This is a genomic window from Alteromonas infernus (assembly GCF_902705815.1).
Map to the genome: position 1 here is coordinate 40320 of NZ_CACSIG010000017.1, position 17484 is coordinate 57803.

13 protein-coding genes and 1 pseudogene are annotated in these 17484 nt (G+C 46.4%); 5 read left to right on the forward strand and 9 right to left on the reverse strand.

Annotated features, from left to right (window positions below):
• The first annotated feature begins 1 nt into the window (after nucleotide 1).
• Together ACX5J7_RS04030 and ACX5J7_RS04035 are read left to right on the forward strand one after the other, a co-directional pair.
• The gene (locus ACX5J7_RS04030) at nucleotides 2-1072 is read left to right on the forward strand and encodes a response regulator (RefSeq protein WP_498706189.1); all 1071 of its coding nucleotides are present in this window, start codon (nucleotides 2-4) and stop codon (nucleotides 1070-1072) included.
• On the forward strand, nucleotides 1069-2046 hold the full coding sequence (locus ACX5J7_RS04035; protein WP_024015675.1) for a sensor domain-containing diguanylate cyclase: 978 nt from the start codon (nucleotides 1069-1071) through the stop codon (nucleotides 2044-2046). Before ACX5J7_RS04030 ends, ACX5J7_RS04035 begins: the two co-directional genes overlap by 4 nt.
• 28 nt (nucleotides 2047-2074) lie before the next feature.
• Here the strand turns inward: ACX5J7_RS04035 and ACX5J7_RS04040 are convergent, their stop codons facing one another.
• The 6 genes and pseudogenes from ACX5J7_RS04040 to ACX5J7_RS04065 all read right to left on the reverse strand — a co-directional run bounded on the left by ACX5J7_RS04040 (nucleotide 2075) and on the right by ACX5J7_RS04065 (nucleotide 8940).
• Complete coding sequence (locus ACX5J7_RS04040) at nucleotides 2075-3421, reverse strand: AmpG family muropeptide MFS transporter (protein WP_278383333.1); 1347 nt, start codon at nucleotides 3419-3421, stop codon at nucleotides 2075-2077.
• Between the two features lie 97 nt (nucleotides 3422-3518).
• The gene (locus ACX5J7_RS04045) at nucleotides 3519-3842 is read right to left on the reverse strand and encodes a hypothetical protein (protein ID WP_012517198.1); all 324 of its coding nucleotides are present in this window, start codon (nucleotides 3840-3842) and stop codon (nucleotides 3519-3521) included.
• Nucleotides 3843-4133: 291 nt separating this feature from the next.
• Nucleotides 4134-4871: a DUF3530 family protein gene (locus ACX5J7_RS04050; protein ID WP_498706192.1), complete on the reverse strand. Its 738-nt coding sequence runs from the start codon at nucleotides 4869-4871 to the stop codon at nucleotides 4134-4136.
• 162 nt (nucleotides 4872-5033) lie between these two features.
• The gene (gene rluA / locus ACX5J7_RS04055) at nucleotides 5034-5750 is read right to left on the reverse strand and encodes a bifunctional tRNA pseudouridine(32) synthase/23S rRNA pseudouridine(746) synthase RluA (RefSeq protein WP_015066177.1); all 717 of its coding nucleotides are present in this window, start codon (nucleotides 5748-5750) and stop codon (nucleotides 5034-5036) included.
• Between the two features lie 39 nt (nucleotides 5751-5789).
• Nucleotides 5790-8634, reverse strand: a pseudogene (gene rapA / locus ACX5J7_RS04060) (RNA polymerase-associated protein RapA).
• Nucleotides 8635-8793: 159 nt separating this feature from the next.
• The gene (locus ACX5J7_RS04065; RefSeq protein ID WP_015066179.1) at nucleotides 8794-8940 is read right to left on the reverse strand and encodes a hypothetical protein; all 147 of its coding nucleotides are present in this window, start codon (nucleotides 8938-8940) and stop codon (nucleotides 8794-8796) included.
• Nucleotides 8941-9079: 139 nt separating this feature from the next.
• On the opposite strand from ACX5J7_RS04065, the gene ACX5J7_RS04070 reads away from it, so the two are divergent.
• The 3 genes from ACX5J7_RS04070 to ACX5J7_RS04080 all read left to right on the forward strand — a co-directional run bounded on the left by ACX5J7_RS04070 (nucleotide 9080) and on the right by ACX5J7_RS04080 (nucleotide 12856).
• On the forward strand, nucleotides 9080-11155 hold the full coding sequence (locus tag ACX5J7_RS04070; protein ID WP_015066180.1) for an extracellular solute-binding protein: 2076 nt from the start codon (nucleotides 9080-9082) through the stop codon (nucleotides 11153-11155).
• A gap of 154 nt (nucleotides 11156-11309) precedes the next feature.
• Nucleotides 11310-11432, forward strand: a complete 123-nt coding sequence (locus ACX5J7_RS04075) for a hypothetical protein (RefSeq protein WP_257787471.1) — start codon at nucleotides 11310-11312, stop codon at nucleotides 11430-11432.
• Between the two features lie 26 nt (nucleotides 11433-11458).
• Nucleotides 11459-12856, forward strand: coding sequence for a PhoH family protein (locus tag ACX5J7_RS04080; RefSeq protein ID WP_015066181.1), 1398 nt, complete (start codon nucleotides 11459-11461; stop codon nucleotides 12854-12856).
• Nucleotides 12857-12989: 133 nt separating this feature from the next.
• On the opposite strand, the gene ACX5J7_RS04085 is transcribed toward ACX5J7_RS04080, so the two are convergent.
• From ACX5J7_RS04085 to ACX5J7_RS04095, 3 genes are all read right to left on the reverse strand, one after another.
• Complete coding sequence (locus ACX5J7_RS04085; protein ID WP_498706199.1) at nucleotides 12990-13985, reverse strand: hypothetical protein; 996 nt, start codon at nucleotides 13983-13985, stop codon at nucleotides 12990-12992.
• 97 nt (nucleotides 13986-14082) lie between these two features.
• The gene (cysG, locus tag ACX5J7_RS04090) at nucleotides 14083-15468 is read right to left on the reverse strand and encodes a siroheme synthase CysG (RefSeq protein ID WP_012517206.1); all 1386 of its coding nucleotides are present in this window, start codon (nucleotides 15466-15468) and stop codon (nucleotides 14083-14085) included.
• Between the two features lie 129 nt (nucleotides 15469-15597).
• Nucleotides 15598-17358 (reverse strand): DEAD/DEAH box helicase, encoded by a 1761-nt coding sequence (locus ACX5J7_RS04095; RefSeq protein ID WP_015066184.1) that lies wholly within the window; start codon nucleotides 17356-17358, stop codon nucleotides 15598-15600.
• Nucleotides 17359-17484 lie beyond the last annotated feature (126 nt).

Genomic DNA, 17484 nt, shown 5'->3' on the forward strand with positions numbered 1-17484 from the left:
CATGAGTACTCCAATATTGATTTGCGACGATTCAGGTTTCGCTAGGCGTCAAATGGCGCGTAGCTTGCCCGATAGATGGGATGTGGATATTTCTTTTGCTGAAAATGGCGAGCAAGCTTTGACGCTTATTCGAGAAGGCAAAGGCGATGTAGTTTTTCTAGACCTTAACATGCCGGTAATGGACGGCTACCAAACGATGGAAGAAATTCGCAAGCACGACCTTCCGTGTTTAGTGATTGTGGTTTCTGGTGACGTTCAGGCGCAAGCGAGAGAAAAGATGCTCGCCTTGGGTGCGTTGGACTTTATTCGAAAGCCTATCGACAACGATAAGCTCAGCCATATTTTATCGTCTTATGGTATTTACAGTGGAGAAACGCACTCTTCTGGTGCCAAATTACAAAAAGTAGAAGAAGCTAGCCAAACTAAGGCTACCGCAAGTCAACGTGTTACAAGCACCGAAGAAAAGTTAGACGCCTGTCGCGAAATGGTGAACATTGCCATGGGGCGGGCAGGCGAGAGCTTAGCAGAGCTACTTGGTGAGTTTATTGACCTGCCCATTCCCAATGTTAATCTGATTGAAAGCAACGAACTTTCCATGGCGGTAGCCGAGATTAACCGCAACGAGAGTGTGTCTGCGGTTTCAAAAGGGTTCATTAGTGAGGGGGTTAGTGGGGAAGCACTGGTAATCTTTAACGATACGAACTCTCAAAACATTGTTGAGCTGCTTAAGTACCCGCCGTCGGCGTCATCTGACAAACTAGCGCTAGAAGCCCTTATGGACGTGTCTAATATTCTAATAGGGGCGTGTTTAAACGGGTTATCAGAACAGCTAAAGGTGGCGTTTAGTCACACACACCCTGTGTTATTGGGGCAGCATCAAGGCCTATCAGCGCTGCTAAGCGATAACGTACAACGTTGGGGGAAACTTATGGCTATTGAAATAGGCTATGCAATCAAAGCGCGAGATATTTCCTTTGATTTACTGCTGCTATTTCCCGGCGATGCCATGAGTCAGGTCTATTCGCGCCTACTTGACGATAGCTACGATACAGATGACAAGGAAGGTCTATGAATGCATCCATTGATACTTTGAATCGCAGTGCGGTATCTCAAGTTCCCTTGGAATTATTAGATTCTATTGAGGTTGGTATTGCCGTGCTCGATAGAAACTTCACCGTACAAGTATGGAACAAATTTTTAGAAAACCACAGTGCTAAAAAAGTCGATTTTATAATCGGGCATAGCCTGTTTGACCACTTTCCTGAAATAGAAGAAAAGTGGCTTAGAACCAAGGTCGACCCGGTTTTTAATTTGAAAAGCCCCGTGTTTATTATTTGGGAGCAGCGCCCTTACCTATTCAAATTTGCCTGTAATCGCCCCGTTACCTGTGCTGCTGAGTATATGTATCAGAACGTGACCATGTTTCCCATCGTTGATAAAGATGGCAATGTGGAGCGTTTTTGTATGCTTGTATACGATGTGACAGAGCAAGCGCTAGGTAAGCTAGGTATGGAGCACCTCAATCAAGAGCTTAAAACAGCGAGCCGTGTAGATGGCCTAACCGGGCTATTCAACCGTCGCTACTGGCAAGAACGTTTTGACGAAATGTATAAGCTTTGCGTTAGAAGAGACAAGCCTAGCACGGCAGTTATGCTAGATATTGACCACTTTAAACGCATTAATGACACCTACGGTCATCAGGCGGGCGACAAGGTCATAAAAATGCTAGCGGCTTTGATAAAACGCTGTGTGCGCGAAACCGATTTAGCCGGGCGCTATGGTGGAGAAGAGTTCGCGATTATCCTCAATGACTCTACCGTTGAAGATGCGCGTATTGTCGCTGAGCGAATTCGTCAGCTCGCACAGCGTTTGGTGGTCGAGCACGAAGGCGAGTCGATAAATTTCACCGTCAGCCTTGGTCTTGCCCAATTTTGTTCAGCGTTTAAAGGCCCTCTGGCATGGTTAGAATGCGCAGATAAGGCGCTTTATGACGCAAAAGAAAGCGGTCGAAATCAATATCGCATTTATGATACAAGCCAACGCTAGCTTGCTAACAGGCAAGCTAGTTAGAGTGTTAAGCCGTTTCCACGCGCTTTATATGGTGACGAATTGAATACAAAAAGCAAAGGCTTGGAATAACCATTACGGCAGTAATGATGAAAAATAAACTCCAGTTGCCGTTTAAGCTATCAACAACAATACCGCTGCTAGAGGCAACCAATGTCCTGCCGGCTACACTTAATGACGCCATCAGCGCATACTGAGTGGCGCTAAAGGCTCTGTTGCACAGCAGCGAGATAAAAGCGACCATCGCTACCGTACTCCATGCGCCGGTAAACCCATCAACGATCACCGTGACGGCGAGTAACGAGGTGGATGGGCCCGTTTGCGCAATCAGCGCAAAAAGAAGATTCGACGCCGCCATGGCGACGCCCGCAATCATCAGCCCTCGATATATGCCGTAGCGAATATTAACTAAGCCTCCTAACAAAGAAAAAACAATGGTCACCCACCAGTTGAGTAATTTCGAATAGGTGGCAATGTCACTGTTGGAGAACCCTACCTCTTTATAAAAAACGATACTCATGCGCCCTAAAAATGCTTCGCCAATTTTAAATAGAAAGATGAAAAGCAGAAACGACGCTGCTAGTTTCACACCATTGCGGTTAAAAAACTCGGCAAAAGGCGTGATAAGCGTGGTTCTAATCCAATAGACAAGTGGCGAGCTCGTAGCGTTGGCGTCTGTTATCTTTTCAAGCAAAGCCTCTCTATCAATCTGAGGTTCATCTGCTATGCACGTAGCGTACATTAAAAGTACCATTATTACGCTTAGCAAAAGATAAATGTTGGGCCATGACCACGTCGTTAAGTCGGCCAAGAAAAACGGTATGGCACCAAGCCCACCATACCCTGTCCACCAGCCAGCCGTCGCCACAGAGGACGCTGCTGACATACCGTCTTTATCCTCTTTTTCCACACAATCGATGCGAAAGCCATCAATGGCGATGTCCTGTGTAGCTGACGCTACAGCAATGAGCAGACCAATTAACGCTACGTAATACAAGTCGTAAGTTGCACTTAGCTGCGACATACCAAGACAGAGTAAAACGATGCAGCCTTGCATAGCGAAAATCCACCCTTTACGCTGACCTAATAGTGGTGGCTTGAGCTTATCTACAAGGGGCGACCATAAAAAGTTGAATGAGTAAGTGGCAAAGATAATTCCGAAAAGGCCGATTGCAGAGCGGGACAAGCCTTCGTCTTTTAGCCACGCTGATAGCACTGAGCCAATCATTATCCAAGGGAAACCGCTGGAAATACCAAACAGAAAAATACTTAAATAGCGTTTGTCGTTGAACGTTTTTAAAGCGGTAAGCAAAACTTCAGCCTTTGGCAATAACTCAAAAGCATATTGAGCCACGAAGTACGAGGTTTAGCAATAACCCATTGAGCGGCAATAGGTAAGTATCGACATCCTGTGACGTTGTTGGTCACTTATTTTTGCCGTAGACGGGAGCCTAAGGGCGTATCCCCACGCAGTCCAAAGGGCAATGACCTAATCCTTCGAGAAAATTGACGCAGTTATTAAGTTCATCAATGAGAAACTGATCTTTTGTCAGTTTCTCTTCGTTCCAGTAATGCACTTGATGAAGTACATGCCAAAACACCCGTTCTTTTTGTGTATAGGGCTGGGTTAACGTGTATTCAATTTGGCCCCACTCTTCCATACTATCCCAGAAAAATAGCTCGATCTCCTCGATAGGAAGCTCTCCTTGCCAAAATGCTCTCAAATAGAAACACAGCTGCTTTGCTTTGTTGTCTACAAAATCTTGAACATTCACAAGTAATTCAACCGTCTCTGTTTGCTATGAAATATTATAGTCTATAACGCAGTTACCACGTGCCAGGGCAGGGTATTATTTTGTCTGAAATACTTAGGTAACTGTTTTGGGTGCTAATTTAGCCTAATCGGTAGGTGAATAAATTACCAGCCCAAGTGGCGAGTCCAGCCTATGGCGCTATTTGCAACCATCTGAATTTGTGGGGGTTTGTGAATATCTCTTATACTAAAGGTTAAAGAATTATTTGGAATATTTATTTGCCGGTAGTGCAACTTTAGTGCGTTTTTTGCTCTAATTTTCCTTTTTTAATGTGGTATTGCTCTCCCAATCATTAAAGTTGTTAAGAGAAACATCTAGGACAGGGTAGTTGGCCTGAGCCATGGTTTCTATTACTAAGTTATTGGTTGACTCTTCGGGCCAAAAGGGCGATATGGCAATGAATGTATCTGGGTCTAAGGCGGGCTGTTGTTCTGTGGCAGACAAAAATGTGGTGGCAAGCATGCCTTGGGCTATTACCATGCGATAGCCGCCTCGGTCCTGTAAATAATTATTCAACGCGCTGAGTTGAAGCGTGAGCGAAGTAACGGTCATTTCGAAGCTAAGGTATTGTGTGAGTTGATTGCTACGAGGGTGTATCTCATTGGGTTGTGATGAAGGCGCGCTATCACCCTCATTCGAAGAACCAGGAATCGTATCTTCGTTTATTGGCTCACTGGGTGTTACGGGTAAATGAAAAGGGCTAATGACTACGTTCCAGCCTTTTTCTGCGAGCAAATCGGCAAGGCTATTGCCTTGTGAAAGTGTGAGGCTAGATGGGAAAGGTTCGGTAAGAACTATGGCTGTACCAAGAGGCAGTGGTGTTTTGGCCCCTATTTCAATGATCGGTGCTTCGCCTTCACCCACCATGATTGTTCTTACTTCACCAGGTAAGTAAGCATTACTCACGTCTTTCAGAAAGTTGCTGTGCGCCGTCATAGGTAAGAGGGATACGATGACAGCAAATAACAGAAGGATAGTTTGCCTTTTCATAGAAGAGAGATTTACCTTTTAGTTCTACCCATTAACTGGTGCTTTACCCGTTGCTTCGTTTGTACCAATAACTGAAACAGTTATCGGCACTCTAAGTAAAAACTATAGCAATGGTTAAAAAGAATAACGGGGGGGCACGTCATAGTAAAAGGCAAATTAACGCTAGTCTCTATCAATAGAAAGGGCGCTCGGGCGATAATGGCTAAACGGGATAGGGGTTTTAAAATGTAACCACTTTTCCAATGTTGGGTGAGTCAAGCTTAAACTTTCAGCGTGAAGTTGAAGGCGAGGGGCCATACTAAGCGCCTCGTCATGAGCATACAACCGGTCACCTAAGATTGGGTGGCCCAAGGCTAGCATGTGTACCCGTAGTTGGTGTGAGCGCCCTGTAATGGGATATAACGCCACTAAGGTATAGCGGCGCGCTGCATCGTCAGTGGCACGCTCAATGACTTCAAACCGCGTAATGGCTTTTTTGCCCCGTTCGAAGTCCACCATTTGTTTTGGTCTATTAGGCCAGTCGCAGATAAGGGGTAAGTCTACTTCGCCCGAATCTTCCTCTATATGGCCGTGAACCCGCGCGAAATAGCGTTTTTGGGTTAGCCGAAGCTCGAACTGCTTAGAGATATGGCGATGACTGTCTTTGTTAAGTGCCAGTACTAAAATACCCGAAGTGGCCATATCTAACCGGTGTACCACGGTAGCAGTGGGGTACACAGTGTTAACACGGCTAATCAGAGAGTCGCGGTGTTCTAGTGCTTTACCGGGAACACTCAATAGCCCGCTGGGTTTGTGTGCTACCACCATATCCTCATCCTGATACAAAATATCAAGATAAGGCGTCATTGGTGGGTTATAAACAAAGCTCGGGTTAGCCATTGCGTTGTGTCACTTATAAGTAGCCGTTAAGGAGGAGCGTTACGGATTGTTTACCACAATTCGCAACGCATCTAGCTGAACATCAGCTTCCTGAATTACCTTATCAAGGGCATTCATTTGAGTTTCAATGAACTCAATTTCACTGTCTCGCACCGCTGGATTGCGCTTTTGTAAGTCGCGTAAACGTTGAATTTCTTCGCCCAAGGTCAAGTGCATGGTATTCAACGCGTCGTGCTGCTTTTGATTGGCCTGCTGGTGGGCAAGCTTACGCGCCTTCTCAATAGCCAACTCAAGTGGCTGTTGCAGGGCTTTCAATAGCTGCGCTGAAATTTTACGTCCAATCTTACGTTTCACATCGAAGCTTAGGTCAGACGCATTTCCTTGGGCATCTAAGCATACGCGTACCGGCGTCTGCGGTAAGAAACGGCTAAGCTGCAGCGCTTTTGGCGCTTGAGCATGAAGAACAAATAACGCCTCTATCCAGTATGCGCCTTTTGGCAGCGACGGCTCAGCAATAAAGCCCATGCTACTCTTGCCGTGAACATCCGTAAGGATAACGTCAATGGCGGTATGAACAAGAGGGTGGTCCCAGCTAAGAAACTGCACGTTCTCTAAGGTTGTTGCCACACGGCGCTTGTAGGTGACTGTCATTCCCTCAGGGTTAAGGCCAGGAAGCTGACTCACCATAGACTCGGTAGGCATAAGAATAAAGCAGTCGTTGCCTTTCTCTTCTTGCTGTACACCGATAGCGTCGAACACGCGGCCCATGAAGCGCGATAGATCTTGTTCGCTATCAAGGGTAACAATGTCTTCGAGTAACTGCTCTACGCGCCCTTCACCAGAGGCATTTAACTCTAGTAAGCGATCTCGTCCGGCCTCCAACTGCGCTACAAGCTGGCTGTTCAGCGTTACGCTCATATTGATAAGTTCATCACAAGCGCTTATATCATCGGGATGTAAGCATGCACCAACAAGCAACGGTTTAACGTCATCGAACACGCCAGAGCCTGTCGGGCAGGTTTTCTCAAATGCGTTTAGTCCTTCATGGTACCAATCTAACAACACATGCTGCGCGGTCTTAGCAAGATACGGTACGTGAATTTGTACTGTTTGCGTTTGGCCAATTCGATCGAGTCGACCAATGCGCTGTTCCAGTAAATCAGGTGTAATGGGTAAATCGAACAACACCAAATGGTGGGCAAACTGGAAGTTACGGCCTTCACTGCCAATTTCGCTACACAGTAGAATTTGTGCACCTTCTTCCTCGTCGGCAAAGTAGTGAGCAGCCTTGTCGCGCTCTACAATGCTCATACCTTCGTGGAATACGCTGTGTCGAATGCCTGATTGAGTGCGAATGACTTCACCTAGCTCTTGCGCAGTACGAGCACTGGCGCAAATAAGCAGTATTTTTTTCAGGCTTAACGCTCTGCATGAAGTCAAGCAGCCATTCAACACGAGGGTCGTGTTTAGTCCAGCTATTTACCACGCTGGCCATTCGCTCGGGGTAAAGCGAGTAAGTCAGGTCGCCGCCGCTTACCGCATCTGCGTAGACTTCAGGCAGCGCTAGTTCATAAGCACTCAGTTTACGTTCAGGAAAGCCTTCAATATTAGCGCGACGGTTTCTAAACAGCATGCGGCCAGTGCCGTGACAGTCAATTAACTGGTGTAACAGCGCATGGCGGTTTTCTGGTGTGCCCAAATCGCCAGCGTGCTCCATGACATCAGGGGCGAACTCTGCCAATTTGGTACGTTGTTTGTCGTTAGGCTCTGCATCTGAAAGCAGTGGCGCGACGGCGTCGGCCAGCTGGCTATATTTCGACTCTTCTTCTAAAAAAGCGTTGTAACTATGAAAACGAGCAGGGTCAAGAAGACGCAGGCGAGCAAAGTGACTTTCGTGACCAAGCTGATCTGGGGTTGCAGTAAGCAGCAACACACCAGGCGTTAGGTTAGCTAAAGCTTCAACGCACTTATACTCAGCTGATGGCGCCTCGCTTGACCACGCCAGGTGATGAGCTTCATCCACAACCATCAAATCCCAGCTTGCGGCTTGAACTTGCTTTTGGCGCTTTTCACTTTGGCTTAAAAAGTCGATGCTACAAAGTACTAGCTGATCGTTTTCAAACGGATTCACTTCGCCAGCATCAGACGCTTCGCTTTCTTCTATCGCGTCGCAACGACTTTCATCGTAAATGGCAAAGGGTAGGTTTACTCTACGAAGCATCTCAACCAGCCATTGGTGTACTAATGAGTCAGGCACCAAAATAAGCACGCGGTCAGCGCGGCCCGTTTTAAGCTGCTGATGGATAATTAGCGCAGCTTCAATGGTTTTACCTAACCCTACTTCATCGGCAAGGAGTACGCGCGGCGCGTGTCTACCGCCGACTTCTGAAGCAATGTGAAGCTGATGAGGAATAAGAGAAATACGCGCGCCAGCCAGGCCGATAGTGCTAGAGCGAAGGTAGTCGTATTGATAGTCTAAAGCACGCTCTCGTAAATCGAACCACTTTGGGTTGTCGAGCTGCTGGCTGAACAAACGTCTTTCAGGTTGGTTTAGTTGAATATGGCTGTCTAGCATCGTCTCGGGCAAACGCACTTGCGCTTTGGTGTCTTCACGAAGCCCGTGATAAATACACACCCCTTGGCTTTCTTCTTTTTCTGTAATGGTCATTTCCCAACCATCTTGGCTTTTTACTGTTTCGCCAATTTCAAAGATGAGTCGCGTTAGTGGAGCGTCTTGTTTGGTATATTTACGTGCTTCGCCAGTTGCGGGGTACAATACTTCAACTGAACGGAAATCGGTGCCCATAATCACACCTAAACCTAGCTCTGTTTCCGTGTTGCTTAACCAACGTTGACCAACTGAAAATTGACTATCTGAACTCATAAATCACCAACCTGTTTTTCGGGGGGCGGTATTGTACGCATTGCGCTGTGATAAGTCATTAATACTAGACTATTGGTTGTCGTTTTTACTACATAGGCGTAGAGGGGGCGAATTTGCAACACGCATAAACACATCCATGTGGTTCTCAAATGGTCGTGTCTACTGCCAATGCATTTTATACAGGGCTTGTATGCCTTGTATCGCCTTTTTATCATCGTTGCTGGTTGCATTCTTTATGGCGTTAATAAGTTCGGGGGCGTTGTAAGGCTCAAGTAATGTTAAGAAAGTCGCTGTGCCAGGCGGCATGCCTATACTCGATAAGTAGAGTTGAGGTGATGTTAACAAGTGTCGGTTGATTGAATGGTAAATTATTTGACGATAGTAACGCACTTTTTGTTTTTATCTGCTATTTATCTAACACTTACTCCACAAAAGGAATTGCATAGTGTCGCAGACAAGACGTTTTGTCTCTAGCTTTCGAGTCCCGCCGTTAATGCTACATTTAGCGACTGCCGCTCGCTGCCTATTTGTCACTGCCCTCATTATTAGCGAGCTGGCCTATGCTCGTCCTATCGTGCTTGCAACCTCGGAAGTTAGCCCCTTTAGTGACAGCAAAGACGTGTCGAAAGGATACGTAAATGAAGTGGTGGTAAAAGCTTTTGAAGAACTAGATGAGCAGCTTATCGTTGAGCGTTATCCTCATGCTAGGGCTGTGATGTTGGCAAAGAAGGGAGCACTCGATGGCGTATTTCCTGTTCACCATCATGAGCGCTTCACAGACGCATTCCTTTTATCTGATGCGATCCCTGCAGGAGCAAGTGGGTTCCTAATTAGGACGAAAGATTTCAAGGATAACAGTAGCCCCGACAACCTTGTTGAATGGCTTAAACGACAAAATTTACGAGGAATCGGGTATCTGAGGGGGACGACAGCCCCCAAATTCTTATCAAATGAAACGTTTTTCAACCTGTATCCGGGAGCATCTACCGTTAACCTATTGGATTTACTTGGTAAAGGACGAATTGATGTACTGTTTATTGATAAATACAGCGCAAAGGAGGCGTTAGTAAATGAACGGCCCAATTTAATTGGGAAGTTTAATTTTATCCCTGGAGCGGAGGTAGCTAGCACTTATCATCTCGCACTGTCTAAGCAGACACCTGGAGCCTCTCAGTTAATTGAGAAATTTAACTTAGCGTTACAGAAACAAAAACAAAGCGGATTATTAACGCTCACACTCGAGAAATATGGCGTCTATGACGCTTCACAGGGGGAAGAGGCATTAGTTGTCGGGGCGCCAGATATTAATGCCGTTTTTCAAGCTAAAGCATACTTAGATAAACACGATTCGCCTTTGCTGCACTCCAATATTCAATGGCGAATAATGGATGAAACCGTTTTGCGCCGTAGACTGCTAGGTGACTTTTCTGTTAACGAAAACAGCTTCGACTTGGTGTTAATCGGCAGCTATGGTCTTCCCATATGGGCTAAACGAGGCGTTCTACTTCCTTTCAAATCGCATCCCGCCGATTACGATATCGACGATATTATTCCTGCCGCTCTGCATGCAAACATTGTCGATGGCCAGCTTTATGGATTGCCTTTTGTCGCTGAAACTACGCTTACTTTTTACCGAAAAGACCTGCTAGAAAAGTTTAGATTAAGTCTACCCACTGTACTCACCTATAACGATATTAAGTCTCTTGCTAAACAAGTGCATATACCTGAAAAAGAAGTCTATGGTATAGGGCTTAGAACGCGAGTGGGCTGGGGGCAGAATATGGCATTAGTGAGCACCATGGCCAACACCTATGGCGGTGCGTGGTTAGACAACAACATGCAGCCCACACTGGATAGTAAGGCATGGTTTGATGCAGTCGGTATGTATGCTGAGCTTGTTAGGCAATATGGGCCGCCTGATAATCATGATATGGGTTGGCAAGAGAATCAAGAGCTCTTTGCCCAAGGGAAATTAGCCTTTTTCGTTGACGCTTCTTCATTAGGCGGGGCTTTATTTGATGATCGCTTTTCTAAAGTGACTCAATTTACCGGAGTAACCTATGCGCCGCTGGGTAAGCAACAGAAAGGGGCGCAATGGTTTTGGTCATGGAATTTTGCAATACCGAAAAAATCTCGCTATGTAGAAGAGGCGCAGTTACTTGCGCATTTTTTAACGTCTAAAACCTTTATTAATTTACTTAAGAAAGCCCACGGAGAATACGCGGCCCCTTCTGGTACTCGACACTCAACATATTCTAGCGATTATCTGCAAGCCGTACCTTATGCGGCTTTTGAACATCAAGCATTGAAGTTACTTTCAAGCGATAAACCAGGTAATGCCATGGTAGGCAAACAGTTTATCCCTATCCCAGAATTTACCGCTATCGGTTACGCCGTAGGGGCACAAATTAATGATGTGGTTACTGGGGAAAAAAGCGTAAAAGCGGCGCTAGAAGGAGCGCAAAGCCAGACTCAGATTATTTTGGAACGGGCAGGGTACTTCGCTGATAAAGAAGAATAGCGTGTTAGCAAAGTAGTTAGTATTACGAATGTGCGAGAAGTGCAAAGGCGAGTCACTCCACAAAATAAATATCAAAAAACAGTGCTAATTCTCAAAAACTGGATTATGGTGGAATTAAGGGTTCGCTATTTTACTAACGAACTCGCGAGGCAGAATGAGTAGTACTGCTTCTCAGTCGACGCGAGTAGGGGAAGAGGTCCTGTTTCGAGCGGCATTCTCCTACAACCGTAACTGCAGCTTGTTAGCGCGTGCGTTCATTAAAGAGCATAACGGCTAACCTGGCTTTATTTACCGGAGTGAAGGATGCCAAGAAAAAATTCTACCGAAACTAAGATTTACGTCCTCGATACTAATATTCTGCTTCACGAACCCCACGCTTTTCTCTCCTTTAAAGAACACGACGTTGTAATTCCAATGACTGTATTGGAAGAGCTCGACTACATCAAAGACAGCAAAAAAGACGTGGCGCGTGACGCACGGGTATCCATTCGCGCAATGGAGGACTTACTCCACGATGCAACGCCAGAAGATATGCTGGCTGGCGTATCTATAGATGGGTTAGGCGCGGGACAAACGGCACCCTCAGGCAGTTTATCTATTTTCGCCGACCTTAACATGGTTGAGTCTCAGCAGGTCTTTACCAGCAATGAGAATGACAATCGCATTATTAACGTAGCGCTGCATTTACAAAAGACGTTTGCGCCGCAAAAAGTGGTATTGGTGACCAAAGACTTAAACATGCGGCTTAAGGCGAAAGGGGCAGGCCTTGCTCATGTTGAAGATTATCGCACCGACCAACTCATTACCGACATCAAGTATCTATCCCGAGGCTTCCATACATTTGAAGGCAACTTTTGGGAAAGCGTAAAAAGTGTGGATAGTCGCACCGAAGGGCGAGACACCATTCATACTATTCCCAAATCTATGCTGCCAGAAGCGTATGTAAATGAGTTCTTGTTAGATGAAACCAAACAGTTCGCAGGCTTGGTGGAAGAAATTACCGACGATCATTTAGAGGTACTGGATTTAGGTTACGAACGCTTAATGGGCCGTCATGCGTGGGGAATTACGCCTAAAAATATCGGCCAGGCTATGGCGCTTCATGCGCTACTCGACCCGCACATTGATATGGTTATCCTTACCGGGCCTGCCGGTAGTGGTAAAACTCTCCTTGCGCTAGCTGCTGCCCTTGAAATGGTGGTAGAGCGAAACATGTACGATAAGATCATCGTAACGCGAAGCACGCCTGAAATTGCCGAATCTATTGGCTTTTTACCGGGAACCGAAGAGGAAAAAATGTTGCCCTGGTTGGCGGCTATTACTGACTCGCTTGAAGTGCTTCACAAACACGATGAGAATACCAAAGGCTCTATGAATTACATCATGGAAAAAGCCAACATTCAGTACAAGTCGGTGAACTTTATGCGAGGGCGAAGCATTCAAAACGCTATCGTGATTTTGGATGAGTCGCAAAACTTAACGGCGTCACAGCTTAAAACCATTATCACGCGCTGTGGTGAAGGCACTAAGCTCATTGTTGGGGGCAACCTAGCGCAGATAGACAGCAATTACCTAAGTGCTGTGACCTCGGGTTTGACCTATCTAGTTGAGAAGTTTAAAGACTTCTCTGGCAGTGCCACCATTAACTTAGATGGGGTGGTAAGAAGCCGCTTGGCGAGTTTTGCCGAAGAAAACCTATAGCTTAAACGCGTACCAACAATTCATAGGTTTATACCAAAAGCGCCTTGACTCATTTGAAGGCGCTTTTTCCCACTAAATTTCAATTAAAGGTATGACTTGCCCGCCTTTTGTGTAGGGCGTGAGTAAGCCGCTTTTAGTCCACCGCTTCTACTTGATAGCGACCTGTCACTATATAACGCTCAGTGTCTTCAGAGACTTGTCCAAATGGAATAAGGGCTGGGCCAGTGGGGTCGTAGAGGACGTAAGTCTCGCCGTCGTGGACTATGGTTCTATCATCTACCATAGGGGTGAGCGCTATGCCTAACAACGCGTGATTGGGCAGAAATACCATTATCATTTTCGTGGACGGTAAAAATGCGCGAACCATCGACGATGCCAGTACAGCCTTACTGTCACAGTCTCCGACATTTTGCATAAGTACGTTAATGGGTGGAGCATAGCCTGAACCATTACTTACCACTCTGTCTTCAAGTGTGTCATACGGAATACTTTGCAGCCAGCTTAGAATCAGCGAAAAGTACGCCCGTGAATCAGACTGTGCGTTGACCTTTTCGTAAAACGCTTGCGAGGCGGCGACCAGCGGTTTCACCGACTCGGCGGCATAGCGGGTATGGTCGGGTTTTATCGCCTTTTGATTGAACAACGTGGTGAAGCGCGTAAAGTAATGCTCATCTAAGTACGCGTTATACGCCTCTCGCTGGACGGCTTTAAGGTTGCTGAGTATGGCCTCGACCTTATCTTCATTCGCCCCTTTAACCTGTATATCAATAGAGTCGCGCTTTGGTATTATCTTAACGCGGGCCTCTTTGGGGTTAACTTTTTTGGCCGCTTCCATCAGCGCAACCGTTACGTAACGCTGGGCTATTTTGGGCCGATAGTTGGCTTGTTGAGTTGGTGCTGCTTTAATTGCGGTGTGAGGTAATTCGAAGGAAATAGATTGTCGAGTGCTATCCATATCTAGCCATTCATAGCTAAATAGTACGCCCGATTCACTCTGCGCCTTTTTGAATTTGAGTTGCTCGGCCCCTGCGGTGGTTGAGAAGAAAAGCCCAACCGATAGCCAATACAAGCCCACTAATAACACCCTATTGATGGCGCTTAATGGTGGGGAAGTAATTTTTCTAAACACTGTGCAGTACGCCTACTCATAACCAACGTCGTGTTACTGAGTATGCGTACCTTAGTAGAAAATACAAGGCTATCTGAAAAGCGGCTATCTCATTGGCCTACTCTTGAAACCAGTTTAGCTCATCGTGAAGGCCAACTACGCTACCTACAATTATAAGGGTAGGAGGCTGAAGCTGGGCTTTTTCTTGCTTAGCGACAATGTCTTCAAGCGTACCCGTTAACACCTGCTGCTTTTCAGTGGTGGCAGATTGCACAAGTGCGATTGGGGTAGAGGCATCTAGCCCTTGCTCTATCATCTTTTCGCAGATGATAGGCAAACCTGTTAAACCCATGTAAAACACTGCGGTTTGGTTTTTCTGTGCAAGAGCAGGCCAATTAAGGTCAATAGTGCCATTTCTTAAGTGGCCGGTGGCAAATACCACAGACTGTGCGTGATCTCTATGGGTAAGGGGAATGCCCGCATAGCTTGATGCACCGCTTGCTGCGGTAATTCCGGGTACAACTTGAAACTCAATGCCGTGCTGAATAAGGGTTTGAATTTCTTCACCACCGCGGCCGAAAATGAACGGATCGCCGCCTTTTAAACGCACCACGCGGTTACCTTTTTTCGCTTCGTCAACCATAAGTTGGTTAATATCATCTTGTGGGAGCGTGTGATTGCTTTTGGCTTTACCCACGTAAATTTTCTCGGCATCACGGCGCACCAGCTCAAGGATTTGTGGTGAAACCAGACGGTCGTAAACTACCACGTCGGCTTTCTGCATTAAGCGTAAGGCACGAAAGGTAAGCAAGTCTGGGTCGCCAGGGCCTGCACCCACAAGATAAACCTGACCTTCCACCTTTTTATCTTCGGCGGCCGCTTGCAGTGCCACATCAAACGCCTCATCGGCTTTCTTGTCTTGGCCCTTTTCAACCATTTCAGCAATGTCGCCGTCAAGCACGTCTTCCCAGAAGTAGCGTCTTGCGGTTACCCCGTTAAGGGTTTGCTTTACTTTTTCGCGAAATTTCTCAGAAAACGCACCTAGTCGACTTAAATTAGCGGGAAGTACCGTCTCTAACTTTTGACGTAAATAACGCAGTAAAACAGGCGCAACGCCACCACTGCTCATGGCTATAATAATGGGCGAGCGGTCGACAATAGAGGGGGTGATAAACTGGCAAAGTGGCGTATTATCTACCACGTTCACCAGCACTTTGTTAGCGCGTGCAAGGTCGTGGATATACTGATTCACATCGCCTTTATCGGTGGCAATGAAGACCATGTCCTTGTCTGACAGGTCAGTGTCTTGAAACTCACGTTCAATGAGCGTTACTTTCTCGTTGTTAGCAAGCAGCTTAACCGTATCGCAAACCCAAGGTGCCACCACGGTAACGGTGGCTGGGGTCTTCATAATAAGCTCTAGCTTACGGGCTGCAACTTCACCCGCCCCTACAATAAGGACGTTGAGTTTTCTGGCATCAAGGAATAACGGAAAGTAATCCATAGCGGTTTTCTTAGCTTCAAATACAAAAAAAGAACTGACACTATTTTGCGCCAATTCTTTTTAATTAGAAAACAACGAAAACAGCCTTCATATTGCAATTAGTTATATAAAGGCTGGAAGTGTTGCTATTTAGTTCTTACGTTTACGGTTTTCACGGTTGCCTCTAGGTGCACGATCACCTTTGTCACCGCGGCTTCCACGACCGTCGCGCTTAGGTGGCGTGTCTGACCATTCACGAATGTTCAATCGCTGACCTGCTACGCGTGTGCCCGAAAGGGTGTCACGGGTTTCTTTTGGCATACCGTCAGGTAAATCAACAGTACTGAAGTTATCATAAATCTCGATAGCACCAATGTGCTTAGAGTTGATATTCGCTTCATTCGCAATCGCGCCGACGATATTACCAGGCTTAGCACCGTGAACATGGCCCACTTCGATGCGGAAGCGCTGCATGCCTTCTTCAGGCTTGCGGTTTCCACGTGGTACCTTCGGCTTTCTCTCACGACCATCACGACTGTTTCTTTCGCGGCTATCGCGCGGAGGCTTGCTGTTAATGTCTGGTCGGTCGGTTTCTTTAAGAATTAAAGGTTCGTCGCCTTGCGCAATTTTAAGCAATGCCGCCATTAACACTTCAGGTGATGCTTCGTTTTCTTCTTTAATCATCTCAACAATAGGCATTAAAGATTCAATGCTATCGTGTTGCGTTGCTTCAGCAACCGATTGCTTAAAGCGGCTTAAACGCGTTTCGTTAATTTCACTAATTGAAGGAATTGGCATGGCTTCAATTGGCTGCTTAGTTGTCTTCTCGATAGAGAACAACAAGCGCTTTTCGCGATGTGAAATAAATAGAATCGCATCACCTTGACGTCCAGCACGACCGGTACGGCCAATACGGTGTACGTAAGACTCGCTGTCGTAAGGGATATCATAGTTGATTACGTGGCTAACACGCTCTACGTCGAGACCACGTGCTACAACGTCTGTAGCAACAAGTATGTCAATTTGACCTTGCTTAAGCTTCTCAACGGTACGCTCTCGCGCAGATTGAGGAATGTCACCGTTTAGCGGTTCTACATCGTAACCACGGGCAGATAGCTTATCGGCAAGTTCCACGGTAGCGGTTTTCGTGCGTACGAAAATAATCATACCGTCAAACGCTTCCACTTCCATGATGCGGGTTAACGCTTCAAGTTTGTGATGCGGCGCAATTTGACAGTAGCGCTGGCGAATGGTGCTGGCAGTGCTTACCTTAGACGCAATTTTGACGTGCTTAGGGTCTTTCAAATAGCGCTGGGTAATCTTCTTGATTGGGCCAGGCATGGTTGCCGAGAACAGCGCAGTTTGGCGCTCTTCTGGCGCGTGGCTAAGAATTAGCTCAACGTCATCGATAAAGCCCATGCGAAGCATTTCATCTGCTTCATCTAGCACTAAATACTTAAGTTCGCTTAAGTCTAGTGTTTTGCGCTTGATATGGTCGATGATACGCCCTGGTGTACCAACAACCACTTGCACGCCGCGCTTAAGCTGGCGAATTTGGTTGTCGTACGACTGGCCGCCGTATACGGGAAGTACTTTAATTTTTTGACTAAAGCTCGCATAAACCTGAAACGCCTCTGCAACCTGAATTGCTAATTCACGGGTTGGGGCCAATACCAGTAATTGCGGCTTACGTTGCTCAGGATCGATATTTGCCAACATGGGCAGGGCAAACGCAGCGGTTTTTCCTGTCCCTGTCTGTGCCTGACCGAGTAAATCGTGTCCTTCAAGTAAAAGAGGAATACTCTCAGCTTGAATAGGAGACGGTTTCTCGTAGCCAACTTTTTCAAGGGCTTGTAAGATTGGTTCTGGTAAATTGAGGTCTTTAAATGTCATGTCGACAGTTGTTGTCATTAAGGGTCCTGGTGCATTAAGTAAGGAGGGTGCGGCATACGACTAAACCGTACTTTTTCGGTTTATTATCGCAAGACGCTATACAGCGTTGAACTGGCCTGTCCGGCGAGTTAATGAAGCGTATTC

Bases quoted from the DNA above. Each gene is read 5' to 3' on its own strand.
- ACX5J7_RS04030 (WP_498706189.1), top strand. From the start codon at position 2: ATGAGTACTCCAATATTGATTTGCGACGATTCAGGTTTCGCTAGGCGT.
- ACX5J7_RS04035 (WP_024015675.1), top strand. From the start codon at position 1,069: ATGAATGCATCCATTGATACTTTGAATCGCAGTGCGGTATCTCAAGTT.
- ACX5J7_RS04050 (WP_498706192.1), bottom strand. From the start codon at position 4,871: ATGAAAAGGCAAACTATCCTTCTGTTATTTGCTGTCATCGTATCCCTC.
- rluA (WP_015066177.1), bottom strand. From the start codon at position 5,750: ATGGCTAACCCGAGCTTTGTTTATAACCCACCAATGACGCCTTATCTT.
- ACX5J7_RS04065 (WP_015066179.1), bottom strand. From the start codon at position 8,940: ATGCCGCCTGGCACAGCGACTTTCTTAACATTACTTGAGCCTTACAAC.
- ACX5J7_RS04075 (WP_257787471.1), top strand. From the start codon at position 11,310: ATGAGTAGTACTGCTTCTCAGTCGACGCGAGTAGGGGAAGAGGTCCTG.
- ACX5J7_RS04080 (WP_015066181.1), top strand. From the start codon at position 11,459: ATGCCAAGAAAAAATTCTACCGAAACTAAGATTTACGTCCTCGATACT.
- cysG (WP_012517206.1), bottom strand. From the start codon at position 15,468: ATGGATTACTTTCCGTTATTCCTTGATGCCAGAAAACTCAACGTCCTT.
- ACX5J7_RS04095 (WP_015066184.1), bottom strand. From the start codon at position 17,358: ATGACAACAACTGTCGACATGACATTTAAAGACCTCAATTTACCAGAA.